The following is a 23,531-nucleotide window of genomic DNA, read 5'->3' as shown; positions in this document are numbered from 1 at the left end:
CCATGGCACCGTCTGAGCTGGCGAGCTTTGCCCGCGGGCTTCCCAAGGCCGAGCTGCACCTGCACCTGGAGGGCACACTCGAGCCCGACATGATGTTCGCGCTCGCGCAGCGCAACGGGCTGACCCTGCCCTACAGCGATGTCGCAGCGGTGAAGGCTGCCTATGACTTCACTGACCTGACGAGCTTTCTGGCGGTCTACTACCCGGCGATGGGTGTGCTCCAGACCGCGGATGACTTCCATGACCTTGCCTGGGCGTACCTGCTTCGGGCGAAGGAGCAGGGCGTCGTGCACGCCGAGCTGTTCTTCGATCCGCAGGCGCACACCGGTCGCGGCATCCCGTTCGCGACCGTGATCGGCGGCTATCGCCGCGCGGTCGTGCGGGCTCAGGCCGAGCTCGGGATCTCGGCCGAGCTGATCCTGTGCTTCCTGCGGGACCTCTCGGCCGAGCACGCGATGTCGACGCTGCTCGAGGCACTGCCGTACCGTCACTGGATCGTCGGCGTGGGCCTTGACTCCGATGAGCGCGACAACCCGCCCGCGAAGTTCGCCGCGGTCTTTGAGAGGGCGCGCGCTGAGGGGTTCCTGGTCACGATGCACTGCGACATCGACCAGCCCGGGTCTATCGACCACATCCGTCAGGCGCTCGAGTTCGGCGTCGACCGGATCGACCACGGCACCAACATCGTCGAAGATCCCGACCTCGTCGCTCTCGTGGTCGAACGCGGGATCGGGCTGACCTGCTGCCCGGTGTCCAACTCTTTCGTCACCGAGCAGATGAAATCCGACGAGATCGTCTCGCTGCTGCGCGCAGGCGTCCGCGTGACCATCAACTCCGACGACCCGGCCTACTTCGGCGGTTACGTCGGTGACAACTACGTGGCGCTCGCCGAGCAGGCGGGGCTCTCGGCATCCGATCTGGTCGAGCTTGCCCGCAACTCGTTCCACGCCTCGTGGCTCACCCCCGCGCGCCGAGCCGCCTACCTCGAGCTGGTGGACGAGTACGCGATCGCGGCCGGGGTACGCTCGGCCGCATGAGCGTGCCCGACGGTCTCGACGAGCGTGCCGCAGGCGCTCGCCTGGGAAGCCACATCCGGATGCTGCGCAAGACCCGCGGGCTGACCCTCGTGCAACTGGCCGAGCGCACTGAGCTCTCGCATCCGTTCCTCAGCCAGCTCGAGCGCGGGCTCGCGCAGCCGAGCCTGGGGTCCCTGCGCCGTATCGCGATCGCGCTCGAGACCAGTCCCATCGAGCTCATCGCCGCCGCTGACGCACCGGAGGAGTCCGGATCATTCGTCGAGGTCAGCCGCCCCGGCGAGGGGGAGATCCCCGACGGTTTCGCCTCGGGAACGGCACGGATGCTGGCGCAGCGCGCGCGCACGTTCCACCCGATGGAGGTCGTGGCAGACAGCCTCGAGCCGGGTGAGCGATTCGTCCACGCCGAAGACGAGTTTCTGTATGTGATCGAAGGCCAGGTGCGCATCGAACTCGGCGATCAGACGTGCGATCTCGAGCCGGGGGCATCGGTCTACTACACCGGCGGCACCACCCACCGGTGGTGGTCGGCCGACGGGAAGCCGTATCGACTGCTCGTCGTGAAACAGGTTCCGGGGCGATCCCCGCCTCGCGCTTCCGGACAGGTGACCGCGTGATCTCGTACGCCGACTATCTGCGCCTGCTGCCCAAGACCGAGTTGCACTGCCACTTCGCGTCGACGATGAGCGCCGAACTGTTCATCGAACTGGCAGCCAAGCACGGAGTCGAGCTGCCGACCACCGACCCTGACGAGCTGTTCGACTTCGCTCACCTGGTCGACTTTCTGGTCGCATTCCGTTTCGCGCATGATGTGCTGCGCGACCCCGAGGACTTCGAACGCGTTGCGTACGACGGGGTCGCTTCCGCCGTCGCCGACGGGAATCTGCGGTACCGCGAGTACTACGTCAATCCGCAATACTTCGCCGAGCGCGGCCTGTCATACACCGACGTGATTGACCCGATCATCGCGGGGCTGGCACGGGCCGAGAAGGACTTCGGCGTCGGATTCCGGGTCGTCGTGGCGATCAACCGGCGGGCTGACGCGGCATCCGCCGTCGATCTCGTGCGCGAGATGATCGCGCATCCGCGCCCCGAGGTGGTGGGGCTCGGTCAGGACGATCTGACCCCCGAGAACACGGAAGATCCGGGACGGTTCGTCGAGGCTTACGAACTGGCTCGCGAGCACGGCTTTCTGTTGACGGCGCACGTCGGTGAGACCGACCATGCGACCCCGGATGCCGTCCGCGTCGCCATCGAAGAACTGGGCTGCGACCGGCTCGACCATGGGTATCGCATTGTGGACGACCCGGAGATCGTCGCGCTGGCCCGCGACCGCGGTATCGGGTTCGCTGCGACGCCGCTGTCGACGACGATCTGCTCGGGGTGGACGATCGACACCGATCACCGCATCCGTCGCATGATCGATGCGGGGCTCGCGGTGAACGTCTCGACCGACGACGCGATGTTCTTTCGCACCGACATCGGCCGGGAGTACACCGAGGGGCTCCGCCTCATGGGGGTGACGGCAGACGAAGCCAAGCAGATCGCCCTCAACGGCATCGATGCGGCCTTCTGCGACGACGCTCAGAAGGCGCGGTTGCGGGCGGACTTCCGCGCTGCCTTCCGGGCGCTGGATGCCGCTCTGGAACCTTAGGCAGCCCAGCGGATAGACGAGGCCTGGTCGTTCATGGCGCTTCCGACATACGACGAGTTCGTGTAGTAGCCGCAGGACGATCCGCCGTAGTTCGTGTTCGCGAAGATGGCTGTCCGGCAGTTTGAGTACGACCGGAACGATGAGATCCGGTTGTCCCAGCCGATCGAGCCGAGGTTCGTGTAGCCGTGTGAGTACCCGTAGCATCCGTTTGGCTGACGCTGGCGACGTACGAGGCACCGTCGTAGCCGGAGTTCTCGTAGAAGATCCCGATGACGGTGCTCGCGAGAGCGACGACCCCCGCGCGGGCATCGCGCGTGGCCTGCCGCTTGACGTCCGATCCCACCGCGCCGTCGGGAGTCGAGATCGCGATGCCGTAGGCGTCGTAGACGGCATTCGCGAGGTCGGCGGATGCCGCGACACACAGCGATCGTCCGGTGTCGAGCTCTTGCCAGCAGCTCTGGGTGCGGTCGGGGGTGCCGGCGCTGGCGGCAGATGCGGTGAGGGCTACGCTGCCTAACACGAACAGGGCGGTGGCGACGGCGCCAAGTGACTTTCTCATGTCGGTGGCTCTTTCTCGGGTGCGACGGATGATGGAGCCAGGTTCCCAGGAATTGCGGTCGGCGCACCAGAGCGCTTTTTGCTGGTAAGGCCGGACCTCTCCCGCACCACCAGCGAATGGGAACCCGCCGCGGGGGAGAATAGGACGCGTTTGATCGGTGCGCATCGTCGGAAGGAGCCTCGAGTGGTCGATTCCGCACAGGCCTTCCCCAGTGCGTGGGGACGCTGGTCGGGCGACTACCCCCGTGACGACACCGCCCTCCTCGACCGGCTGCGAGCCGGCGACGATTCAGCGCTGAGTGCGCTGCACGAACGGCATGTGCGCGTGGTGCACGGCGTCGTCACCGACCTCGTTGCGGCACAGCCCGACGCCGAGGAGGTGACCCACGACGCGTTCTTGACGCTCTGGCGCAAGAGCCGGCGGATCACGTTCGTCGGCGCCTCATGCTTGCCATGGCTGGTGGTGACAGCCGATACTCGTGCCAGGGAACTCGCGCACCCTGACCGGTCTAGCCGGAGACACCGCGCCGCCGTCGACACGCTAGATCGCGCGGGTGAGCTCGCCGATTCTCGGGGGTCGGATGGATGGCGGGAAGTTCAGCGGATCGTCGCGACGCTGAGCTGGCCCGATCGGGAGGTATTTCGGCTCTGCGCCGTCGACGGGCTCAGCTATCGACAGGCCGTACGGCGGGTGTCGGACTCTGTGGGGGATCGGAGGGGGCGATGACGGCAACGGGGCCGGACTTCGACCGGATGCGGACAGTGCTCATGCACGACGTCCAGCGTCTTCGTGTGCGGTCCCGCGTCCGCAAGAAGGTCGGCGTCTTCGTGGGAGCCGGTGTGCTCGTTGCCGCGACCACCGCGGGGACGCTGCTCGCCCTGGCTTCAACGGAGTTGCGTCAGAACTCGGCATCCTGCTTCGAGGCGGCATCCCTCGACAGCGTCGTGCAACAGGTGGGCGACCCCTCGGCTGCGGGGGAAGATCGGGTCTCTCGGGCGATCGACCTCTGCGCATCCGTCTGGAGCATCGGCCTCATCGGTGCCGGGCTCGACGGGCCCCCACCGAACGACGGGCAGACCTACCCGGTGCCAGACCTGTTCGTCTGCGTACAGCGGGATGACACGCTAGCGGTGTTTCCCGAGACCGCGGGTGTGACCTGCGACGACCTCGGACTTCGGGCGGCCGACTGACTCGACCGAGCGCGCGTCAGGCTTCTTCGGTCGCGCCTTCGCGCGGGCCTAGGCCGCCGCAACCCGCACCACGGCGCGACCGACCGTAGAGCCGAGCTTCTTCGGTCGCGTCTTCGCGCGGGTCTGGGGCGCCGCTACCCGCACTACGGCGCGACCGAACGTGTGTCAGGACTTCGAACCGGTGAGGGCGAGCGCGCCGCCGAGGCCGATCATCATGACGCCGCCGGTGGCCGACAGGGTCGAGATGCGTCGGGGTGAGCGAGCGAACCATGCGCGTGCGGTGCCCGCGGCAAGGGCCCAGATGCTGTCGGATGCCAGCGCCAGCGCCTCGAAGACGAGACCGAGCAGCAGGAGCTGCATCCAGACCGGGCCCGCCGTCGGATCGACGAACTGCGGGAGCACCGCGACGAAGAACGCAATCGTCTTCGGGTTGGTGAGTCCGACGATGAACCCTTCGGCGAGAAGGCGGCGGGCCCGGGTCGGCCGCTGCTGGATGCCGGGGATGTGCGCGTGCCGATGGCGGATTGCCTGGATGCCGAGGTAGACGAGGTAGAGAGCGCCGGCGATCTTGATCACGGTGAACGCCACGACCGAGGAAGCGACGATCGCCCCAACACCGAACGCGACGGCGATGAGCGCGGGGACCGTGCCGAGTGCATTGCCGACGACGCTCAGCACGCCCGCGCGGCGGCCGAGCGCAATCGCGCGGCCGATGACGAACAACACGCTGGGGCCGGGGATCACGATGATCACCAACGACGTGAGCATGAACGCCACCAGGTTCTCGATCGGGATCATGAACGAACGTTAGCGGGTCGGTGTTTCGGGCGGAGTACGCTCGCGCCAAGGCGGTGCGAGGCCGGAGGGGGCAGGATGTCGGCATCCGACGAGCGGGAGCAGCTGGCGGCGCGGATCCGCGGGATGATCACGGATGTCGACGTCCGCGAGATGCGCATGTTCGGGGGCGTCGGATTCATGGTGCGTGAGGCGCTCGCGATCGTCGCGGAGCGCGGCGGCAGCGCGTTGGTGCGGACCGACCCGGTGAAGCGAGACGAGCGCCTGGCGCGCGGTGCGATCCCCGCCACGATGGGCAACGGCCGGGTCATGGGCGACGCCTGGCTCCGGGTTCCTGCCGAGCGGTTAGCCGACGACGCCGAGCTCGCGGACTGGGTTGCCATCGGCATCCATGCGGGCGATGTCTTGCGCGGCGAGGCCTAGCGCGAATCGGGTTTCGTTCGGTCGCGCGCTATTGCGGGTGTGGATGCGGGGCGCTCGCGTTTCGGCGCGACCGAAGTGGCTCCGCGGGATGTCGTATGCCGCTGCAACGGTGGATGCACGATGACTCCTCTGTCGCACTCCTTCGACTGGCGCGGCCGCAGTGTCGCCTGGGATCGGCTCGGCGACGGGCCTCCGCTCGTTCTTCTCCATGGCACGCCGTGGTCGTCAGAGCTCTGGCGTCCGATCGCACGCGTGCTGGCGCGAACCCACACCGTCTACCTCTGGGACATGCCCGGATACGGACAGTCATCGATGCATCATGACCATGCGGTCGACATCGGCGTGCAGGCCGAGCTGTTCGCAGCGCTGCTCGAACACTGGGGTCTCGAGCGACCGTGCGTGATCGCGCACGACATCGGCGGCGCGGTAGCGTTGCGGGCCCGGCTGTGCCACGGCGCGCGCTACGCCGCCCTTGCGCTTGTGGATGTCGTCGCCCTCGCGCCGTGGGGGTCGCCGTTCTTCCGTCTTGTGCGCGAGCACGCAGAGGTCTTCGAGCAGATCCCTCCCGCCATCCATCGCGGCATGGTCGAGACCTACATCCGTGGTGCGAGTGCTCGGGGGTTGCGGGACGACGACCTCGCGATGCTCGTCGAGCCGTGGACGAGTGAGGCGGGACAGGCTGCGTTCGTACGGCAGATCGCGCAGGCATCCGAACGCTTCACCGACGACATCGAGCCGCGCTACGGTGAGATCGACGAGCCGGTGCACATCGTGTGGGGGACGGCTGATGCTTGGATTCCCATCGATCGCGCACATCGCCTCCAGCGGGCCATCCCCCACGCCTCCCTCACCCTGATCGAAGGCGCCGGTCACCTCGTGCACCTGGATGCTCTGGCTGAGCTCGCCGGCGACCTCGTGCGCTGGGCTACCGCTACTCGTTGAGTCGCGCCGTTCTGCGGGAAATCATGGCTGCAACCCGCACGATGGCGCGACTGAGTCGGGTGGCGCACCGTTCGGTCGCGCCGATTTGTGGGTGAGGATGCCGGGTGCCCGCGTTTCGGCGCGACCGAACGGTGGAATCAGTCCGCGGCGATGAGCTCGGCGGCGCGCTCGGCGATCGCCACGGTCGGGGCTTGCGTGTTCGCGGTCGGGATGATCGGCATGACCGAGGCATCCGCAACCCACAGCCCCTCGAGTCCGCGCACCCGCAGCCCAGGGTCGACGACGGCGAGCTCGTCGGTGCCGATACGGGCGGTGCCGACGCCGTGGAAGAAGCTCCCGACGTTCTCGCGCACGAACTGCACGCGCTCGGCGCGATCGGTCATCGACGGCGGAGGCGTCAGCGGTTCCGGATGCAGGTCGGCATACGCGGGACCGGCGACAAGCTCTTGTGCGACATCCATCGCCTCGACCATCGCGACGAGATCCTTCGGGTCGGCGAGGTAGTTCGGCTGGAACTCGGGCGGCACGGTCGGGTCGGCCGACCGCACCCGCACCCACCCGACAGAGCGGGAGCCGTAGAGCCCCGGCACGAGCGCGAACATCTGATCGCCGCCGAGGTCGTAGCGCGCGTGCAGGGCCTCATCGCCGCGGGAACCGTGCGCGATGACCGTGTGCAGGTCGGGTCCGCGCTCGGCGTAGGAGCTCCGCCAATTGAGCATCGTCCCGCCCCCGTTGCCGATGACCGGCCCGAGTCCTTCGCGGGCGCGGAAGTTCACGCCCAACACGAGCGGATGGTCTTGGAAGTTCTCTCCGACGCCCGGCAGCGCATGCCGGGGACGGATGTCGACAGCCGCCAACCGGTCAGGATCACCGATCCCCGACAGTTGCAGCAGGCGCGGGGTGTCCATGGCGCCGGCGGCCAGCACGATGCGGTCCGCGGTCGTGGTCACTTCGCGTCCGTCGATCAGGTGCGTCACGCCGGTCGTGCGGGAGCCGGCGAGGTCGATCCGGTGCGCGGGGCTGTCGACGAGCACGTCGAGGTTCGGCCGCCCAAGGGCTGGCTCGAGGTAGGCGCGGGCGGTGCTCCAGCGCTCGAACGATCCGTCGTCGCCCTCGATGGCGTTGTAGTCCGCGAACACCGCACCCTCGTTCGACGGGCCGTTGGCGTCATCCAGCACCGGCAGTCCGCGCGCTGCCGCGGCATCCAGGAGCGCCGTCGCGATCGGATGCACGCGCGAGAGTGGCGCGACCCGCACCGGTCCGTGGAGCCCGCGGTAAGCGGGGTCACCGCCGGGTCGAGTCTCGGACCGCCTGAAGTAGGGAAGCAGGTCGTCGTATCCCCAGCCGGTCGCGCCGGCATCCGCCCACGCGTCGTAATCGGCGCGGGCGCCGCGGTACCAGAGCATCGCGTTGGTCGACGAGCTACCGCCGAGCACCCGCCCGCGCGGCATCGCGATCGAACGCCCCAGCACATGCGGAGTCGGCGCCGACCGGTAGCCGTAGTCGAAGCGGCCGCCGATGAGGGCATCCCAGTGCGCGGCATCGAGGATCTCGCGCAAACCGCGATGATCGGGGCCCGCCTCGATCAGCAGGACGCGCGCGTCGGGGTTCTCGCTCAGGCGCGCGGCCAGCACGCACCCGGCAGCTCCGGCGCCCACGACGAGGTAGTCGTAGGCGCCGGTCGGGGCCGTGACGACGCCCATCAGCCGCACCCCATCAGTTGTGCTCGCTGGGGCCCATGATCGTGATGCCCTCGATCTTCTCGACGTGGCGCACGAAGATGTACTTGTCTTCGCGGCCGTCCGAGTGCTTGCGCTTGATGCCGGGCTGCAGGATGCCGTCGGTCTTCGCGACCACGATGTAGGGCTCGGTCGCGGCAAGGCCGGCGGCGCAGTGCGCGTCGAACTCCTCGAGCGTGTGCGCCGTGAACGCTTTCTCGACCCCGGCGCCGCGGGCGATCGCGGCGAGGTCGACGCGTCCCTTCGCGGTGTGGGTCGCGGGTCCGCCGATCGACTGGTACTGCTCGTTGTCCCACACGACGATGAAGAGGTTTTCGGGCTGCTCGTTGCCGAGGGTCGCGAGGATGCCGAGATTGAACAGCAGCCCGCCATCCGTGTCGAGCGAGACGATCTGGCGGTGGGGCAGGCCGACGGCCAGGCCGAAGGCTTCGCCGCTGACGCATCCGAGTTGCTGCTGGAACAGGCTCGCCTCGCGCATGTGCGGGGCGGCGTTGTACCACTCGTCGACGGCGCCGCCGAGGGACAGGATGACGAGAGCGTCGTCGGTGAGGCGCTTGCCGAGAAGCTCCATGGCTTCGAATCTGCTGTAGCTCATCGGACGAGCCCTCCTCCCAGGACGACGGCGGCGTGGTAGTACGACGAATAGGCGGTTTCGTAGGCGTCCACGACCGCCTGCTCGACCTCGTCGACCTCACGCACGATGCGGTACGGGGTGCGCAGGGCTCCGAGGAGGGGCTCCATCGTGATGCCGTGCGGGATCGCCCACCAGTTGTTTTCGCCGAGCTCGCCCCGGTAGCTCATGATCATGACGACCGGGATGCCGGCGCCCAGGCCCAGGCGCGCGAGGTGTTCGGTCGCGGCGCGCAGGCCCGAGTTCTCCATGACGAGCACGGCGCGCTTGCCCGAGAGGAACACGCCCCCGGCGATCGCGGCGCCCTCGCCCTCGTTGGTGACGGGGATCGTGCGGATGTCGGGGTCGGCATCCAGCGCGGGGTACAGCTCCTTCAGGAGCGAGTCGGGCAGGTAGGTCGCGACGGAGACCCCGGCGCGCTTGAGCCCGCGGATCACCGCCTCGACAGCTTCGGCTTTCATACGTGCAGTCCTTCGGGTTGGGGGTGACGTCTCGGCGGGGTGGTGTTTCTGCAGTCCCCCTTCGTTTGCCGCAACACGCCGTGCACTGCTGGGTCGCGGAGCGGTTTGGGGCAAACGAGGATGGGGTGTCTGGACTGGGGTCTCGGTCGTGCCATTTCGTTTGCCGCAACACGCCGTGCGCTGCTGGGGCGCGGGGCGTTTTGGGGCACACGAAGGCGGGTCATGTCGCGGCAGCGAGCGGCGCGGTGACGGATGCCTCGGCTGAGGCATCCGTGGCGGTGAGCCGATGCGCGCGGTGGGTGGGGGCGAGGCGCGGCGAGCCCGAAAGCCGCTCGCGCAGGGTCGCGCCCTCCGGGGTTCCGGCGCGCCCACGCTCGATCAGGATCGGAAGCACCAACTCGATGAACGCCTCGTACGACGCGGGTCCGCCGAAGGTCGGTTCGAGCATGATGCCGTCGATGCCGGATCCGTCGACGATCGCGATGATCTCGTCGGCGACCTGCTCGGGCGATCCGGTGATCTGGAACCCGCGGATCGCCTTCGTGCGGAACTGGTCGAGCACCGCCCGCACCCGGATGTCTGGATTGGTGCGCGCGTACCGGTTGATGAGCGTCTGCCCGAGATCGGTGTGCAGGTCGGCGACGCGGGTGTCGGGGTCGATACCGGTGAGGTCGATGCCGGTGATCCCGGCGAACATGACCGCCGCGTCATCCAGCCCCAGCACCGCTTCGTACTCGGCCCGCAGCGCCTGGGCCTCGGCCTCGGTGGCGGCGACAGTCACCGTCATCCCGGTGATGACCTTGACGTCTTCGGGGCGGCGGCCCTGCGCCACGGCCTGCGCGCGGATGTCGGCGACGTGGGCTGCGGCGGTCGGAATCGACTGCCCCTGGATGAACACGGCCTCAGCGTTGCGGGCGGCGTACGCCCGGCCGCGGTCGGAGGTCCCGGCCTGGAACAGCACAGGCGTGCGCTGCGGCGTCGGCGGCACCGCGAAAACGCCCTGCGCCCGCTGATAGGTGCCGTTAACCTCGACGCGGTGCAGCATGCTCGGGTCGGCATACACGCCGCGCGAGCGGTCGCGGACCTCGGCATCCTCGTCCCAGGAGTGCTCCCAGAACCGTAGGCACGTGTCGAGGAACTCGTCGGCCGCGTCATACCGCTCGTCGTGGCTGAGCTTCTGCGTCACGCCGAACAGCTCGTCGGTCGTGGCCTGGGAGGAGCCGGTCACGACGTTCCAGCCGATGCGGCCGGCGGTGAACCGGTCGAGGGTCGCGAACCGGCGGGCGGTGCCGTAGGGCTTTTCGACGGTCGTCGGCGAGGTGACGACGAACCCGAGTTGGCTGGTCGCGTGCGCGAGGGCCGGGATCGCGAGCATCGGGTCAAGGGCGGGGAACTGAATGCCGTGAGCGGCGACCTCGTCAGGCATCCGTCCGTCGAGCGTGGCGTAGCCGTAGGTGTCGGCGAAGAAGAGGAAGTCGAAGCCCGCGGCATCCAGCATCGTCGCGAGCCCAAGCCAGTAGGAGAGGTCGTCCCAGCCGTCGCCGCGCCCGCGGGGGTCGGTCCAGGTCGGCATCCCGTTGTTGGGGTTCATCATTTCGAACGCGCCGAGCAATATGCGCTTCGGGGAATCTGCGCTCACAGCACCATCACCACCGTCTTCGTCTCTAGATAGTTCTCGAGGCCCTGCGGGCCGTTCTCGTAGCCCCAGCCCGACTCCTTGTGGCCGCCCTTGGGAAGCTCGGGGCCGAGGAAGGAGTGGCAGTTGACCCACACGGTGCCGGCTTCGAGCTGCGCGGCGATGCGGTGGCCGTTGCTGAGGCCTTCGGTCCAGACGCTCGCGGCCAGGCCGTACGGGGAGTCGTTGGCCCACCCGACCACCTCGTCGAGGTCGTCGAACGGGGTGACGACGGCGACGGGGCCGAAGATCTCTTCGCGCATGAGGCGCATCTGCGGGGTCACGTCGGTGAGCACGGTGGGCGTATAGAAGGTGTCGGCCTCACGGATGCCGCCGCTCACCACCCGCGCACCTTCGGCGCGGCCCTCGTCGACGTAGCCGGCAACCCGGTCGGCCTGCGCCTTGCTGACGAGGGGCCCGAGGTCGGTGCCCTCGGCGAGGCCGTGCCCGAGGTGCAGGCCGCTGCCGAAGTCGGCCATCCCGGCGAGGACGTCGTCGTAGACATCCCGGTGCGCGTAGATGCGGGCGCTGGCGACGCACACCTGGCCGCCGTTGTCGAAGATGCCGCGCGAGACGCCTTCGATCGCGGCGGGCAGGTCGGCGTCGGGCATGATGATCGACGGCGACTTGCCGCCGAGCTCCAAAGTGAGGCGGGCCAGCCGCGTGCCGGCCGACTGCACGAGGCGTTTGCCGACGGCGGTCGAGCCGGTGAAGGCGATCTTGTCGACATCCGGATGCTCCGCCAAAGCCTGCCCGGCCTCGTGACCGTACCCCGTAACGATGTTGAGCACTCCGGCGGGCAGGCCTGCCTCGAGCATGAGCTGGCCGAGGTAGATCGCGGTGAGGGGCGTGTTCTCGGCGGGCTTGAGCACGATCGTGCAGCCGGCGGCGAGAGCGGGGGCGAGCTTCATGGCCGTCATGATGAGCGGCGAGTTCCACGGCACGATCGCTCCGACGACGCCGACCGGCTCGCGGCGCGTGTAGGCGAAGACCTCCTTGCCGGGAGGGGTGCGCGAGAGCGACGTGGGGATCGTGTCGCCGAGGATCTTCGTCGGCCAGCCCGCGTAGTAGCGGAACTGGTTGATCGCCGCCGGCACCTCGCCGAACCGCGAGGTTCGGAGCGACTTGCCCTGGTCGAGCGTCTCGAGCTGCGCGAGGTCGTCGAGGTGCTCGGTCATGAGGTCGGCGATGCGCCACAGCAGCGCGCCGCGGTCGGCGGGCCGCATCTCGCGCCAGGCCGAGGAGCGCAGCGCGCCCTTCGCGGCCCGGACCGCCCTGTCGACATCCGGCGCGGTGCCGCGGGCGACCTCGGCAAGGGCGGAACCGGTGGCCGGGTCGATCGTGGTGAAGGTCGCGCCGTCGGATGCCGGGAGCCAGTCACCGTCGATCAGTAGCTCCGTGCGCCCCGACGCCAGAAACTCCTGCACGCGCGGGTGCAGGGTGAACTCGTCAGTTGTCGTCACACCATGATGCTAGGAGGCAATCATTGATTGCTCATGGCTATCAGGTTTCGAGGTTGTTTCGGTGGCGCCGGGAGGCGAGCCGTGGGATGAAGGCTCAGAGCCTCTCCATCGAGCCCGCGCTCTCACTGGGAAAACCTTGCACGCGCATCTCGATATGAGGGCAGCGATCGTGGTTTCGACCGGGTTTGCCACGATCGCCGTTCGTGGCAGGGGCTGCGTCAGGAATGCTGCCGACGCACGTGCGAGATCGCGTGACTCAGTACCGACTTCGCCGCTTGCCGGTGCTCTGGTCGCACACGCCTGTTGTCATCGTCGAGGAGCCCTCGGACCTCGCCGCGCGCGCTCGAAGGCTCCTTATATCGAATGTCCGGCGCAGGAATCTTCTGTACTAGGACGGCCGGCGCCATCTCCATAAGCTTGCCCACGGCCGCCTCCGTGCCCGTCTGTCCGTCATCATCTACGATCGCAGCGATTCGGCTGAATCCGAGTTCGATGAACATCCTTGCCAATATGGGCATGTTCCCAACGCCTCCCGATCCCCATCCGTAGACATTGTCAATCGCCGGCAGGTCAAGGTCCTTGAGCACGCGAGGGAGATACGCGACGTCGTCTTGTCCTTCCAGGAGGATGACGCCATCCTCGAGGAAGAGGGCTTCTCTCGCGACAACGCCGACCGTGTGGGGGTTGGCGGCGTTTCTTGTGTCGGCCAGCTTTGCCACGCGACTGAGGGTCGCTCTGGATACCTGAGAAATCTCACAGTGGCCGTCCACTTTGTACACCCTCGCGACGGTAGCCCCGTTGGAGATATCGGACCAATCGAGTAGAAGAGGCGAATGGGTGGCGACGACAATCTGACGATCAGAGGCGAACCGGGACAGAACGCGACCCAGCCGTCTCGTGAGCTGCGGGTGCAAGGACAGTTCGGGCTCATCTATGGCAATCAGTGACCCCGGTTCCGAATCGTAGAGTGCGTCCACGATGAACAGGATGCTCACCAAGCCGTCGCCGAGTCCCTCGCTCGTATGCCATGCGCCGTTGATGTCTGTGAGCTTCAGGAATTGCTGGCCTGTGGTGATCTCGTCGATCGTCCAATCCAGGGGGTATCCGACGATCTCGGCCAACAGCTGATCAAACACATTGCGCGCAGAGCCGTCACGATCTACTTTCCGGAGCCTGCCGACGAACTGGTCGCGAAGACTCGTCCGCGAGAACTCTTGACTTGTGAGCCCCCAGTTTCTGTCGACTGAGCCCATGTTGCCAAAGTATGGATTGAAGCTCCTTCGGGAGGGTGTCACATGTATGTCGAAACGATCGGGTCCTCCATCCTTTGGGAGCCACGTTACTTCCGCTTGGCTTCCCCCGGGACGGGTCGTGGCGACGCTGAGTGTGCGACCGTCGGAGCGCCGGATGGAGACTTCCACAGCGTCCGTTGAGTGATGGCGATGCGGTTGCGGAAAGCTCATCTCGCTTTGAAGGCGCGCCCGCGCGACCGCATGAAGCGACTCGATGAACGTGGACTTTCCACTGTTGTTGGCGCCGACAAGCACGGTTAGCCCAGAGCCGTCATGCCCATTCGGTTCTGCTAGACGCAGCACTCGTCGCTGTGCGAAACCACGAAAGCCCGTGATGGCGACCTCTTCGAAGTGAGCGCTCAAAGACTTGTTGGTGCTTGTCGCTTTCTCCGATTTGCCTCCTGGCAGCATGCCCGAACTCTTCAAGAGCCTCAGCGCCTCGTCGTCCCACACGGGGTCTCCGGCGCGCACCCTTCCCTCGAAGAGGTCAATTACGAGACCAGCAGCACGCAGTCCAATCGGGGATCCGTCATCGCTCCAGGTGAGGATGGCCGCGACCGAGTGCTCCGGGAGGATGGGCCATGTGTAGTTCGTACCCAGAGCGGTACGGTCGGTCGCCTCGGGGATGTAAAAGGCTGCGGTCAGTCCTGACTGAAGGTCAGAGACCGGCGGTCCATCGCCGGCAACGGCTCTTCCGTCCCTCAGTTGAGCCACGTGGAGATTGCCGTCCGTTGCGTTCCCGAGGGTGACTTGAAAGTGCACGTTGACGGCAGCGTCGTCGCTGCTATCGACAGACATCAAGAGATCGGCGGCTGGCCCATAGTGATCCATGTTCCAGTCTTAGCAGCGGAGCGGGGCTTGCGACTCCCTTGCAAGGTGCCTGATGACGCCGTGGGCGCGACGCCCCTCAATTCGGGAGGACGACCTCTCAGGTCTGGCTCGCTGCTTAGTCGGGTGTCCGATCGCCTCTGGGCGAGTCTCATCCGCCGACGGAAGGCACTCGAGTCAGGTTCGGCGATCTCGGTTCGAAGGGCTGCGACAAATCGACGCGCTCGTGGGCGTGCACCGCAGAACGGATGTGCTCGCTTAGCCGCGCCAGTAGACGCGAGCACACGGGACTAGTGTGAAGTCGAGTGCCGAGCATCCATCAGGACGACCTGTCTCGGGCCGGTCGGTCAGTAGGCGCCAGTCGGACCTGCTGTGCATACTCAGGCCACTCCGTGAACGACTGTCTGAACTCGACGCCCTCGGCCTCGGCGTTGAACTCGAGGATGTCGCCGACTTTGTCGAGCAGGACCTCCCGCACCTCGGAGGGTGAAGCAAAGAAGAACTCCTTGCGCGCATTGATGCGGTTGAGTGCGCGGTCGCTGAAGTGCCGGTGCAGTTCGTTCTCTAGAGTCACGGCGTCCTCAGAAAAGAAGAGCGCGTGCACTTCGAACTTGAAGGGCACCGCTGCACCGCTCAGTTCAGCGATGCGGTCTCGCGGTTCGAGCCGCCGGGTAAGGCCGATCTTGACGACGTCGGCCCCGAAGGCGCCGGGGTTGGAGATGACGTACACGTAACCCGCCCGGATGTTCGCGGCACGGAAGTCGTTGAACGCGATGGCGTCGTCGATCTCGGCGAGACGAGCCTCAAGTTCTGCGTTCGTCTGACCCTGCTTCGCCAAAGCGGCGAGCGTATTCACCAGGTGCGCTCGCTCCTTGTCCAGGAGCGCGCGTTCCGCTGCGAGTTCTTGTTCGACCTTCGCCTGCTCCCGTAGCTCGGCGCGTCGTTCGCGCTCGGCTTCGCGCTCCTCCTGCTTCTTCATGAGCCAGTCCGACGTGAGCTCAAGCTCACGCATCCGGAGTGCGTGATATTCCGGACTGATCTCCATCTCCATGAGCGCCGCGAACCGAGCGATCGCGTCTCGTGAGGCTTCGACGCGGCGCTTCGCGCGCGCAAGATTCCCTGCGCGCAGCGCTCTCAGCGCGTTATCGACCTCGGCGTTGTAAGCCCGGAGCATCAGCTTCGACAGGTCGCCTGACAGCTTCTTGCCCTGCGAGAGTGAGTTATTGAAGGTGAACAGCTCAGACTTCACGATTGCGTTGCCGGATTTTATGAACTGCAGTGTCTCGGCGGAAATGTCGTCGAGGCGCTCTTTGTAGGCGGCGGCTGTATCGAGGGGGTGGTTGTATCGGTAGATGCCGACATCTTGAAGGATGTCGAGATCGCTCCCCCTCGGTGAGAGGCCGTCACGGTTGACGCCAAGCCGTGCTTTGAGAGCCGCAGTTTCGGTCTCGAGTGCTGCCAGGTGATCGAGACCGGATTGCTCGGAGCCGTCGGCATCGGGGTCGGGCCCACCAGTGGCCGACGGATCGCTGCCCTCTGCGTGCTCGGTGATGGATGGCGTCTTGGGTAGCCATAGCTGCCATCCCGCGGGAGGGGCCGGCCAGCTAGGGTCGGGTTGCCATCCAGCCGGAGGCACCCACCCAGCTGGTGGCCTCGGCCAGCCTGGAGGCGGATTGAAGTCCACGTCAGTACGCCTCACGCACGGCGCACGCCGGTCGTTGCGACGGGAACAAGTCCTGCTGGGTTCTTGGAGACGACCGCTTCCAGGTGGTCAAGTGTTGCCGCCGGCACGACGCTCGCGAGGTCCAGTTCGGCGAATCGGTCTCGAGAAACCGTCGCGACGACGAACGGGACATAAGTGGGCTGGCCAGTCGCTGGACTCGTGGTCCCTGTGCCGACTTCGAGCGAGATGTTCCGGATGATCCCTCGCCTGTCGGCCTCAAAAACTTCGTGGAGGGAACGAAGCGCAATGTTGTGGACGATGGCGGCGTAGCGCTCCTTCATTTCCTTTTGGGAAGTAGCGACCGGTGAGACTTCGTCCGACGCCTTGACGTATCGATAGTGCTTCGCTGTCGGCACGATGTCGGGTCCTGGGATTCGGACGCGGAGGTTTAGCTCCGCGGTGGAGGGCTCGAAGGTCGCCATGTGATCAACCTCGAACCAATCGGGGTAGACAGAGTTCGCAAGAACTATTCCCACATACTCTTGGACGGCTTCAACCGTGCCGTAGGCGAGTCCGTTGATGAGTTCGTCAAGCTCCGCGTTCTGCTCCGCGGCTTGCTTCTCGCGCTCCGCACACTCCTCCTCATACTGCGTTGTTGCCTCTGCGAGCTGCGCGAGGCGGGCGCGTTCTGCTTCTTCGTAGGCTGCGGCCTGCGCGGCTCGGCGAGCGGGGAGGGTCTCTGTCGCGTCCTTCCATGCGTAGTAGTCAGCTGCGTACTGCTTCTCGACCTCAGCTGCGGCATCCGCAGCCTTCTGCTTCCGGCCGAAGAGGCCCTTGACCGGCGTTGGATCCTGCTTCACGGGCAGCGGCGGCTCGGGGATTGGTGCCGGTTCGCGGGTTGGCACGCGAAGAGCGACGTGGGGGAAGGGTGGGTGCTCGGCCGTCGTTCGTAGAGTCTCCAGATCGACGAAGTCATCCACGGCAAGCGTTGCGCTCAGCAACTCATCGAGTTCGGCTACGCGGTGCGCGACCTCTTCCGAAAGCGCAGCGGCCTCGGCCTGACGGGCGGCAACGTAGGCAGCCGCAGCCTCCTTCTCGAGACGTTTCCTGTCGGCTTCTGATGCTCGCTCCGCGGCGGCTTGTGCTCTCTCGGCGCTACGTTGCGCGGCTTGCGCTCGCCGCAGGTCTGCTTCGTAGGCACGCTGCGCCGCGCGCTGACGCTGATCGGCCAGCCGCGCTTGATGCTGAATCTCAGCGAAGAATCCCCGTCGTCTCGCCATCATGGCCTCCCCAGTTGTCGTCAGCCCCAGACTTCATACTTCAGGAACAGCTTCTACGCAGGACTGAATCCCGCGCAAGCGGTATCGGTCAGTCGCCACGACGCGCGGGCCTTCGCGGGTAACGATCGCTCTGAGTGACGTCGGTGCGGGAAGCCGGCACGGGTCGCGCTCCGGCGATCGCGCCGGAACGTATGATCTGGACGATGGTCAGGAACGTGCAGGCGTCATACACGGACCGCGCCGACGAGTACATCGCGCTCCTGGGTTCGATGCAGAGTGTGCATCCCTCGGATGAGCACCTAGTCTCCAGGTGGGCTGGTCAAGTCGAAGGCCTCGTTCTCGATGCTGGGTGCGGGCCGGGTCACTGGACGGGGCATCTCGCGGCGCAGGGCGTCCGTGTGATCGGGGTCGATCAGGTACCAGCGTTCCTCGAACACGCTAGCACCGCATATGAGGGCGTCTCCTTCCTCGAGGGCAGCATCGATGAGCTGCCGCTCGCGGCGGGCAGTGTGGCTGGCGTGCTCGCCTGGTACTCGCTGATCCACCACGATCCCGACACGATCCACCGCGCTCTTGATGAGTTCGCACGCGTTCTCGAGCCGGGCGGAGCGCTCCTCATCGGATTCTTCGTCGGCACCGAGGTTGAGCCGTTCGACCATGCCGTTGTTCGTGCCTGGCGCTGGCCGCCAGAGGCGCTGGTGGAACGCCTCACCGCGGCTGGCTTCGAGGTTATCGAGGCGCACACCTGGTCTGTGCCGCAACCGCAGCCACGACCGCATGGGGCGATTCTTGCGCGGCGGCGGTAGGCATCCGACGGTGCACGTTGGTGACGGTCTCGCTGAGGTGTCCCGGCTCTCCGCTTAGCCGGAGGGTGAGATGAAGGTTCCTTGGTGGAATCGGATTTGGAGTTTCCCGTCGCGCATGACCCAGAGGGAGGAGTGTCGACTGTCGCCCTCTGGCCCCGAAACGACGTAGGTGACGAGGGCGAACCCAGGAGCCACCGAGTGCAAGGCCCCCTCACTTGTGGCCGGAGCTTCCCGGTCCGGTTCATGAGCCAGCGCGGCGATCGTTTCGTCGCGCGACCACAACCTCCCTGAGTGACCGACTTCGACGAACTCTGGATGCAAGAGTTCAGCCAAGCGTGCCGAGTCGCGCCGCACGGCTGATGTCAGCAGTTCGATCTCCGCACGTCGGATCTCATCAAGCTCCATGCAGGAAGATTCGCACAAAAGAGGAAGGGACTGACGAGAGTCTCCTACGCCCCGCCGGTGTGCACGAAAGCGACCCGGGCGGAGCCGTCGCCGCGGAGGTGCCAGCGGTTCCGCAGCGCCCCGGGGTGGGCGTGGAGCGTCGGCTTCGCCCGCCGGCGAGAACTCGCCTCGGGGAGAGCGACGCGAACGCGATCCGAGTTTTCTCACAGTCAGGCCGAATGCCACTATTCGTGAGAAAACACGGTTATATCTCGCTACGATAAAACCGTGGAAGCGCGAGAAAACACCGCATCGGTGTCGGCGCTGCTTCGGGTGATCCCCCCGGAGCTTGAGCCGGAGTGGGATGGCCACCTCGTTCGCATTCGTCACGAGGGGCGCGAATCGCTGTTCCGGCCGCTCTGGATCGGGGAGGGCCTGCCCGCTGATGCCCGGAGGGCGCGCACCGAACTCTTCCACGGTGCCTCCGAACGAACCGACGGTGTCGTGCCCGTCGTGACTGCCCGCCGGGTGAGCCCCGGGGCGCGGGAGATCCTCGAAGACGCACAGCTGTCATGGGCAGACGCCAGCGGCCGGGCGCGCATCGTGGTGCCGGGGAGCTTTTACATCGCGAGACTGGAGCCAATTCGAGCGGATGCGGGGCGGGCCTTCAAATGGTCGGCAGCAGCCGATGCGATAGCTGAGACGTTGCTCGGGTGGCGGGTGGAGTATTCCGAGCCAGAGACCATGCCCATCGAGCAGGTTGGTGTCATCGCGAAGACCGCGGATGTCTCGTTGGCGCACACTGCTCGCATCCTGCGGCACTTCGACGAGCAGCGGTACACGGCCAAGACCGGAGCCGAACGTGGTACATCGGCAACGCGCGAGTTTCGCGATCCGGGACGGATGCTGAGCGACTGGGCGGCGCATTACGCAGCCACGCCTCAGTCGGGAGCTGACATCGAGTTTCACGTTCCCTGGCGCGATCCCCAGCAATCGATCGAGGCGCTGACAAGTTCGCTGCATGGCCAGGATTGGGCGCTGACCGGGGAGGCGGCGGCGGATCGTATTGACCCGTATCTGACGAGTGTGCCGGCGGTCGATCTGTACGTGCCGGCGGGGCAGCTCGAGCCCGCGCGTGGGCGGCTGGCGCAGCATCCTGATTTCAGAGAAGTGGAGTCGGGAGGGCGCATCCGCCTTTCCGCCGCCGATCCCTATGTCTTCCGACTCACACGGGAAGCACGGGACGTGCGCACCGTATCTCCGGTGCGGGTCTATGCCGACCTATTGCGCGGCCGGGGGCGCACCGCCGAAGCCGCCGAATACCTGCGGGAGACCGCCATTGGATTCTGAGTCCCGAACCCGGGAGGCGCGCGCCCGCGCAGAGGAGGCGCTCGTGCGATTCGCGCTGCTCGCCGGGGGACACACCGACGAGTTCGTCGTCATCGGCGGCCTCAATCCTGAGTATCTCGCCACCGATGCTCCCGTCTCCCACCAGGGAACAACCGATGTCGACCTGCTCTTCGCGATCGGGTGGGATCTCGCCGGCGCCGAACATGACTTCTCGTGGCTCGATGTGGCTCTCGAGAAAGGCGACTTCACCTCGGAGAATCGGTGGCGGTGGAACGCGACCCTCGGCGACGCGCGGGTGCGACTCGAGTTTCTCGCGGACGTCTGGGATCACACTGCAGACACCGTATCGCTGCCCGGCTCGCGGACTGCGGTCGCGACCAAGCTGGCGGGACCGGCCGCAGCGCTCGTGGACCCCGAGCTGCGCGACCTGCCAGTGCCGCCATCCGTTCGCGCACAGTTTGGTGTCGAGACGGATGCCGTGACCCTTCGATTCGCGAACCTCGGCGGCTATCTCCTCGGCAAGGCGGCTGCGGCGCAATCGCGGATGCTGCACAAAGACAAGTACGACCTGATGTATGTCACGCTCTACAATCCCGGAGGCGCAGCGGGTGCGGCGACCGCCGTAGCGCGCCAACTGGGTCTGGCAGGCGACGTCGCAGACCCGGGTGCTATCCGTGCAGCGATCGCAAAGTTCGTCGAGCCCGACGGTGCGTGGGCCGGAGTGTTCGCGGACACGATGGTGGCAACCGGCGACACCGCCACAGAAGCGCAACTTCGAACGGATGCCGCGATCGGCGCCCAGACGTTCCTTGAGGTGCTCGACGCGAGCGCGTAGCTAGTGTTCTACGCCCCGCCGGTATACACAAACGCCACCCGTGCCGACCCGTCCCCGCGAAGGTGCCAGCGGTTCCGCAGCGCACCGGGGTGGGCGACGGCATCCCCGGCGCCGAGTTCCCAGATCCCGAGGCCTTCGATCTCGAGGGCGATGGCGCCTTCGATGACGTAGTGGATGACTTCGCCATCCGTTTCGAACCAGTCGCCGACCTGCTCGCCGGGGCGGATGGCGTACTCCTGCAGGGAGGTCTCGCCGGCGTGGATGACGCGGGTGTGGGCGGTGTCGGATGCCTCCGAGACCGGCACCCACGTGGCATCCGCCGCCCGCGACACGTGCACGACCTCGGGGTCGGGGTCTGCGGGAAGGAGCGCCGAGGGCGAGATGTCGAGGGCGTTCGCGATGCGGTACAGAGTCAGCAGCGAGGGCATCGTCTGGCCCGACTCGATCTGGCTCAGAAACGGCTGGCTGATCTCTGCGGCCGAGGCCAGCGCCCGCATCGACAGCTTCTTCTCGGTGCGCGCCTGCCGCACTTGCCGCCCGATTCCGACGCCGATCTGCGTCTCGTCGGGTGCCGCACTCGGCCCGTCGGCGCTGGTGCGAGCGGGCGAGGACACGGCTCCAGAATACGGCGCGGCCCCACGCCTGCTCGCGCGGCTAGTCGGAGACGAGGGAGCCCACCAGGTGGGCGATGCCGTAGTCGTAGGCGTCGTCGAGATCACCGCCGAGGCGGAAGGCCCCCGCGAGCTCCATCGTGACGAACCCGGTAGCCCACGCCGTCAGCAGCCGCGCGGCGTCGAGCGCGTGATCCGCGCCGACGGTGGCGCTGGTCGCCCGCAGGACGGGCGCGCTCGTGGCGGCGAGCTTGTCGGCATCCACCGTCGCGGTGAACAGCAGCCGGAACGCCTCGGGCCGCTCGTGCGCGAAGCGGCGGAAGACGAGCAGCTGGTCTTCGATCCCGGATGCCGCCTCCAGACGCGCCGTGAGGTCGTCGGCAGCGGCGCCGCCGACGAGTCCCAAGAGCGTCTCGCGATCTCGTACGCGCTTGTAGAGCGAGGGGGCTTTGACGCCGACATCCTGCGCGACCGCCTGCATCGTGACGGCGGCGACCCCGCCGGTTTCGAGCAGACGCGCTGCTGCACTGACGATCTCGTCGAGCGATGTTCTCTCCGGTGTCGGCATCGGACCCCCCATGGCTATGAACATAAGCTATCAGGGCTAATATCCGTAGCCATCACTCGGAAAGGCCAGTCATGAGACTCGCACCCTCACTGCACCGCATCGGCAACGACATCGTCGCCGCCTACCTGATCGTCACGCCCGAGGGCATCACCCTCGTCGACGCCGGCCTCCCCGGCATGTACTCCGACCTCACCCGCGAGCTGGATGCCATCGGTCGCTCGCTCGACGACATCCGCGGCATCCTGCTCACCCACGGCGACAGTGACCACGTCGGGTTCGCCGAGCGCCTGCGCGCCGAGCGAGGCATCCCGGTGTTCGTGCACGCTGCCGACGCCGATCGCGCTCGCGGCGGCGACAAGCCCAAGACCCCGATGGGCTCGACCCGGATCGGCCCCCTGCTGCAGTTCGCCGCGTACGGCATCCGTAAGGGCATGCGTCCGACCTGGCTCACTGAGGTCCGCGAGGTTACCGACGGCGACACGCTCGATCTTCCCGGCGCGCCCCGCGTGATGTCGATGCCCGGACACTCGCCCGGCAGCATCGCCATCTTCTCGCCCGACGTGCGCGCCGTCTTCGTCGGCGACGCGCTCACGACCCGCCACGTGCTGACCGGTCGCACCGGCCCCGGCCCGGCTCCGTTCACGGATGACCCCGCCGAGGCGCTCGCGTCGCTCGGCCGCATCGCCGACCTGGATGCCGATTGGGTACTCCCCGGACACGGACCCGCGTTCCACGGCTCACCCGCGGGTGCTGTCGAGGCCGTGCTCGCCGCGGCGCAGGCGTAGGTCGGCTCCGGCTCAGTCGCGTCGTTGTGCGGGTAGGGATGCTGGTCACCCGCATTACGGCGCGACCGATCAATCTGTGCTCGAGATTCAGGTGGCCCGCGACCCGTTCAGTCGCGCCTTGCTGCGGGTCAGCGCGGACGGAACCAGCATCTCGACGCGACTGAAAGATGGATGCTGAGAGCAGTAGCCGCCCACCAGTTCAGTCGCGTCTTGTTGCGGGTGAGGATGCTGGGAACCCGCGTTTTGGCGCGACCAAACGACCCCGAGCTACTCGCCGCGGGCGTTGTAAACGAGGGAGTCGCTGGCGCCGTAGGCGCGGTAGACCTCCAGGGCCTCCTCGCGGCCGACATCCTGGGTCACCCGGATGCCGCGAGCCTCGAACTGCTCCGCCCAGTCGGCGACCATCGGGCCCTCATCGAAGCCCGAGAGCTCTTCGAGCTCGGGACCGGACCCCGCGACAACGAGAGACCGCACCCCACTCCACATCGTCGCTCCGTAGCACTGCACGCACGGGCGCCAGTTGACCACGAGCGAGAGGCTCGCGCCGTCAGCGCCAAGGTCCC

The 23,531-nt window shown here is 66.9% G+C and carries 24 protein-coding genes and 1 pseudogene; 11 read left to right on the top strand and 14 right to left on the bottom strand.

What is annotated here, in order from left to right; genetic code table 11:
- The first annotated feature begins 2 nt into the window (after nt 1-2).
- The 3 genes from B4F19_RS12000 to add are packed head-to-tail and all read left to right on the top strand — an operon-like array spanning nt 3 to nt 2,688.
- Nucleotides 3-1,037, top strand: coding sequence for an adenosine deaminase (locus tag B4F19_RS12000; RefSeq protein WP_292735205.1), 1,035 nt, complete (start codon nt 3-5; stop codon nt 1,035-1,037).
- Nucleotides 1,034-1,651 (top strand): helix-turn-helix domain-containing protein, encoded by a 618-nt coding sequence (locus B4F19_RS11995; protein WP_292735203.1) that lies wholly within the window; start codon nt 1,034-1,036, stop codon nt 1,649-1,651. Before B4F19_RS12000 ends, B4F19_RS11995 begins: the two co-directional genes overlap by 4 nt.
- Entirely contained in the window at nt 1,648-2,688 is a 1,041-nt protein-coding gene (add, locus tag B4F19_RS11990; RefSeq protein ID WP_292735200.1) for an adenosine deaminase, read from the top strand. Before B4F19_RS11995 ends, add begins: the two co-directional genes overlap by 4 nt.
- A gap of 31 nt (nt 2,689-2,719) precedes the next feature.
- Here the strand turns inward: add and B4F19_RS11985 are convergent, their stop codons facing one another.
- Entirely contained in the window at nt 2,720-3,247 is a 528-nt protein-coding gene (locus B4F19_RS11985; protein WP_292726919.1) for a hypothetical protein, read from the bottom strand.
- 183 nt (nt 3,248-3,430) lie between these two features.
- Between B4F19_RS11985 and B4F19_RS11980 the strand changes: the two genes are divergently transcribed.
- Both B4F19_RS11980 and B4F19_RS11975 read left to right on the top strand, forming a co-directional pair.
- The gene (locus tag B4F19_RS11980; RefSeq protein ID WP_292726917.1) at nt 3,431-3,973 is read left to right on the top strand and encodes an RNA polymerase sigma factor; all 543 of its coding nucleotides are present in this window, start codon (nt 3,431-3,433) and stop codon (nt 3,971-3,973) included.
- Nucleotides 3,970-4,437: a hypothetical protein gene (locus tag B4F19_RS11975; protein ID WP_228179266.1), complete on the top strand. Its 468-nt coding sequence runs from the start codon at nt 3,970-3,972 to the stop codon at nt 4,435-4,437. The genes B4F19_RS11980 and B4F19_RS11975 overlap by 4 nt, the downstream gene beginning before the upstream one ends.
- A 165-nt stretch (nt 4,438-4,602) precedes the next feature.
- On the opposite strand, the gene B4F19_RS11970 is transcribed toward B4F19_RS11975, so the two are convergent.
- The gene (locus B4F19_RS11970; protein ID WP_292735198.1) at nt 4,603-5,235 is read right to left on the bottom strand and encodes a LysE family translocator; all 633 of its coding nucleotides are present in this window, start codon (nt 5,233-5,235) and stop codon (nt 4,603-4,605) included.
- A 75-nt stretch (nt 5,236-5,310) separates the two neighbouring features.
- Between B4F19_RS11970 and B4F19_RS11965 the strand changes: the two genes are divergently transcribed.
- Together B4F19_RS11965 and B4F19_RS11960 are read left to right on the top strand one after the other, a co-directional pair.
- Nucleotides 5,311-5,655: a TfoX/Sxy family protein gene (locus B4F19_RS11965; protein ID WP_228179264.1), complete on the top strand. Its 345-nt coding sequence runs from the start codon at nt 5,311-5,313 to the stop codon at nt 5,653-5,655.
- 120 nt (nt 5,656-5,775) lie between these two features.
- On the top strand, nt 5,776-6,597 hold the full coding sequence (locus B4F19_RS11960; RefSeq protein WP_292726912.1) for an alpha/beta fold hydrolase: 822 nt from the start codon (nt 5,776-5,778) through the stop codon (nt 6,595-6,597).
- A 137-nt stretch (nt 6,598-6,734) separates the two neighbouring features.
- Here the strand turns inward: B4F19_RS11960 and B4F19_RS11955 are convergent, their stop codons facing one another.
- From B4F19_RS11955 to B4F19_RS11920, 8 genes are all read right to left on the bottom strand, one after another.
- Entirely contained in the window at nt 6,735-8,300 is a 1,566-nt protein-coding gene (locus tag B4F19_RS11955) for a GMC family oxidoreductase (protein WP_292735195.1), read from the bottom strand.
- Nucleotides 8,301-8,313: 13 nt separating this feature from the next.
- On the bottom strand, nt 8,314-8,931 hold the full coding sequence (locus tag B4F19_RS11950) for a thiamine pyrophosphate-dependent enzyme (RefSeq protein WP_228179261.1): 618 nt from the start codon (nt 8,929-8,931) through the stop codon (nt 8,314-8,316).
- A complete protein-coding gene (locus B4F19_RS11945; protein ID WP_195692721.1) occupies nt 8,928-9,428 on the bottom strand; it encodes a thiamine pyrophosphate-binding protein in 501 nt (166 codons plus the stop codon). Before B4F19_RS11945 ends, B4F19_RS11950 begins: the two co-directional genes overlap by 4 nt.
- Before the next feature lie 220 nt (nt 9,429-9,648).
- On the bottom strand, nt 9,649-11,067 hold the full coding sequence (locus B4F19_RS11940) for an NtaA/DmoA family FMN-dependent monooxygenase (RefSeq protein WP_292735192.1): 1,419 nt from the start codon (nt 11,065-11,067) through the stop codon (nt 9,649-9,651).
- Entirely contained in the window at nt 11,064-12,566 is a 1,503-nt protein-coding gene (locus B4F19_RS11935; RefSeq protein ID WP_292735189.1) for an aldehyde dehydrogenase family protein, read from the bottom strand. The genes B4F19_RS11940 and B4F19_RS11935 overlap by 4 nt, the downstream gene beginning before the upstream one ends.
- Before the next feature lie 218 nt (nt 12,567-12,784).
- The gene (locus B4F19_RS11930) at nt 12,785-14,689 is read right to left on the bottom strand and encodes an ATP-dependent nuclease (RefSeq protein ID WP_292735186.1); all 1,905 of its coding nucleotides are present in this window, start codon (nt 14,687-14,689) and stop codon (nt 12,785-12,787) included.
- Between the two features lie 316 nt (nt 14,690-15,005).
- Nucleotides 15,006-16,322: a DUF4041 domain-containing protein gene (locus B4F19_RS11925; protein WP_292735183.1), complete on the bottom strand. Its 1,317-nt coding sequence runs from the start codon at nt 16,320-16,322 to the stop codon at nt 15,006-15,008.
- A gap of 59 nt (nt 16,323-16,381) precedes the next feature.
- Entirely contained in the window at nt 16,382-17,629 is a 1,248-nt protein-coding gene (locus B4F19_RS11920) for a hypothetical protein (RefSeq protein ID WP_292735181.1), read from the bottom strand.
- A gap of 203 nt (nt 17,630-17,832) precedes the next feature.
- Here B4F19_RS11920 and B4F19_RS11915 point away from each other — a divergent pair, with 203 nt between their 5' ends.
- The gene (locus B4F19_RS11915; RefSeq protein ID WP_292735179.1) at nt 17,833-18,435 is read left to right on the top strand and encodes a class I SAM-dependent methyltransferase; all 603 of its coding nucleotides are present in this window, start codon (nt 17,833-17,835) and stop codon (nt 18,433-18,435) included.
- Nucleotides 18,436-18,489: 54 nt separating this feature from the next.
- On the opposite strand, the gene B4F19_RS15910 is transcribed toward B4F19_RS11915, so the two are convergent.
- A complete protein-coding gene (locus B4F19_RS15910; RefSeq protein WP_366767626.1) occupies nt 18,490-18,840 on the bottom strand; it encodes a nuclear transport factor 2 family protein in 351 nt (116 codons plus the stop codon).
- Nucleotides 18,841-19,107: 267 nt separating this feature from the next.
- Here B4F19_RS15910 and B4F19_RS11910 point away from each other — a divergent pair, with 267 nt between their 5' ends.
- Complete coding sequence (locus tag B4F19_RS11910; RefSeq protein ID WP_292735177.1) at nt 19,108-20,169, top strand: type IV toxin-antitoxin system AbiEi family antitoxin; 1,062 nt, start codon at nt 19,108-19,110, stop codon at nt 20,167-20,169.
- 43 nt (nt 20,170-20,212) lie between these two features.
- On the top strand, nt 20,213-21,004 hold the full coding sequence (locus B4F19_RS11905; protein WP_292735174.1) for a hypothetical protein: 792 nt from the start codon (nt 20,213-20,215) through the stop codon (nt 21,002-21,004).
- Between the two features lie 8 nt (nt 21,005-21,012).
- Here the strand turns inward: B4F19_RS11905 and B4F19_RS11900 are convergent, their stop codons facing one another.
- Nucleotides 21,013-21,618: a helix-turn-helix domain-containing protein gene (locus B4F19_RS11900; RefSeq protein WP_292735170.1), complete on the bottom strand. Its 606-nt coding sequence runs from the start codon at nt 21,616-21,618 to the stop codon at nt 21,013-21,015.
- A 40-nt stretch (nt 21,619-21,658) separates the two neighbouring features.
- Nucleotides 21,659-22,183, bottom strand: coding sequence for a TetR/AcrR family transcriptional regulator (locus tag B4F19_RS11895; RefSeq protein WP_228179385.1), 525 nt, complete (start codon nt 22,181-22,183; stop codon nt 21,659-21,661).
- Between the two features lie 71 nt (nt 22,184-22,254).
- Here B4F19_RS11895 and B4F19_RS11890 point away from each other — a divergent pair, with 71 nt between their 5' ends.
- Complete coding sequence (locus B4F19_RS11890) at nt 22,255-22,968, top strand: MBL fold metallo-hydrolase (protein WP_292735167.1); 714 nt, start codon at nt 22,255-22,257, stop codon at nt 22,966-22,968.
- Nucleotides 22,969-23,235: 267 nt separating this feature from the next.
- Here B4F19_RS11890 and B4F19_RS11885 read toward each other — a convergent pair.
- Nucleotides 23,236-23,531, bottom strand: a pseudogene (locus tag B4F19_RS11885) (nucleoside deaminase); the annotation flags it as partial.

The sequence above is a fragment of the Microbacterium sp. UBA1097 genome, from assembly GCF_002313585.1.
GTDB lineage: Bacteria > Actinomycetota > Actinomycetes > Actinomycetales > Microbacteriaceae > Microbacterium.
The sequence above is the reverse complement of the archived record's forward strand: the minus strand, read 5'-3'. Positions and strand labels throughout refer to the sequence as shown.

Coding starts and splice junctions, on each gene's coding strand:
- B4F19_RS11970 (WP_292735198.1), bottom strand. CDS start 5,235: ATGATCCCGATCGAGAACCTGGTGGCGTTCATGCTCACGTCGTTGGTG.
- B4F19_RS12000 (WP_292735205.1), top strand. CDS start 3: ATGGCACCGTCTGAGCTGGCGAGCTTTGCCCGCGGGCTTCCCAAGGCC.
- B4F19_RS11965 (WP_228179264.1), top strand. CDS start 5,311: ATGTCGGCATCCGACGAGCGGGAGCAGCTGGCGGCGCGGATCCGCGGG.
- B4F19_RS11920 (WP_292735181.1), bottom strand. CDS start 17,629: ATGGCGAGACGACGGGGATTCTTCGCTGAGATTCAGCATCAAGCGCGG.
- B4F19_RS11930 (WP_292735186.1), bottom strand. CDS start 14,689: ATGGATCACTATGGGCCAGCCGCCGATCTCTTGATGTCTGTCGATAGC.
- B4F19_RS11915 (WP_292735179.1), top strand. CDS start 17,833: ATGGTCAGGAACGTGCAGGCGTCATACACGGACCGCGCCGACGAGTAC.
- B4F19_RS11945 (WP_195692721.1), bottom strand. CDS start 9,428: ATGAAAGCCGAAGCTGTCGAGGCGGTGATCCGCGGGCTCAAGCGCGCC.
- B4F19_RS11890 (WP_292735167.1), top strand. CDS start 22,255: ATGAGACTCGCACCCTCACTGCACCGCATCGGCAACGACATCGTCGCC.
- B4F19_RS11985 (WP_292726919.1), bottom strand. CDS start 3,247: ATGAGAAAGTCACTTGGCGCCGTCGCCACCGCCCTGTTCGTGTTAGGC.
- B4F19_RS11995 (WP_292735203.1), top strand. CDS start 1,034: ATGAGCGTGCCCGACGGTCTCGACGAGCGTGCCGCAGGCGCTCGCCTG.
- B4F19_RS11950 (WP_228179261.1), bottom strand. CDS start 8,931: ATGAGCTACAGCAGATTCGAAGCCATGGAGCTTCTCGGCAAGCGCCTC.
- B4F19_RS11975 (WP_228179266.1), top strand. CDS start 3,970: ATGACGGCAACGGGGCCGGACTTCGACCGGATGCGGACAGTGCTCATG.
- B4F19_RS11955 (WP_292735195.1), bottom strand. CDS start 8,300: ATGGGCGTCGTCACGGCCCCGACCGGCGCCTACGACTACCTCGTCGTG.
- B4F19_RS15910 (WP_366767626.1), bottom strand. CDS start 18,840: ATGGAGCTTGATGAGATCCGACGTGCGGAGATCGAACTGCTGACATCA.
- B4F19_RS11960 (WP_292726912.1), top strand. CDS start 5,776: ATGACTCCTCTGTCGCACTCCTTCGACTGGCGCGGCCGCAGTGTCGCC.
- B4F19_RS11895 (WP_228179385.1), bottom strand. CDS start 22,183: ATGCCGACACCGGAGAGAACATCGCTCGACGAGATCGTCAGTGCAGCA.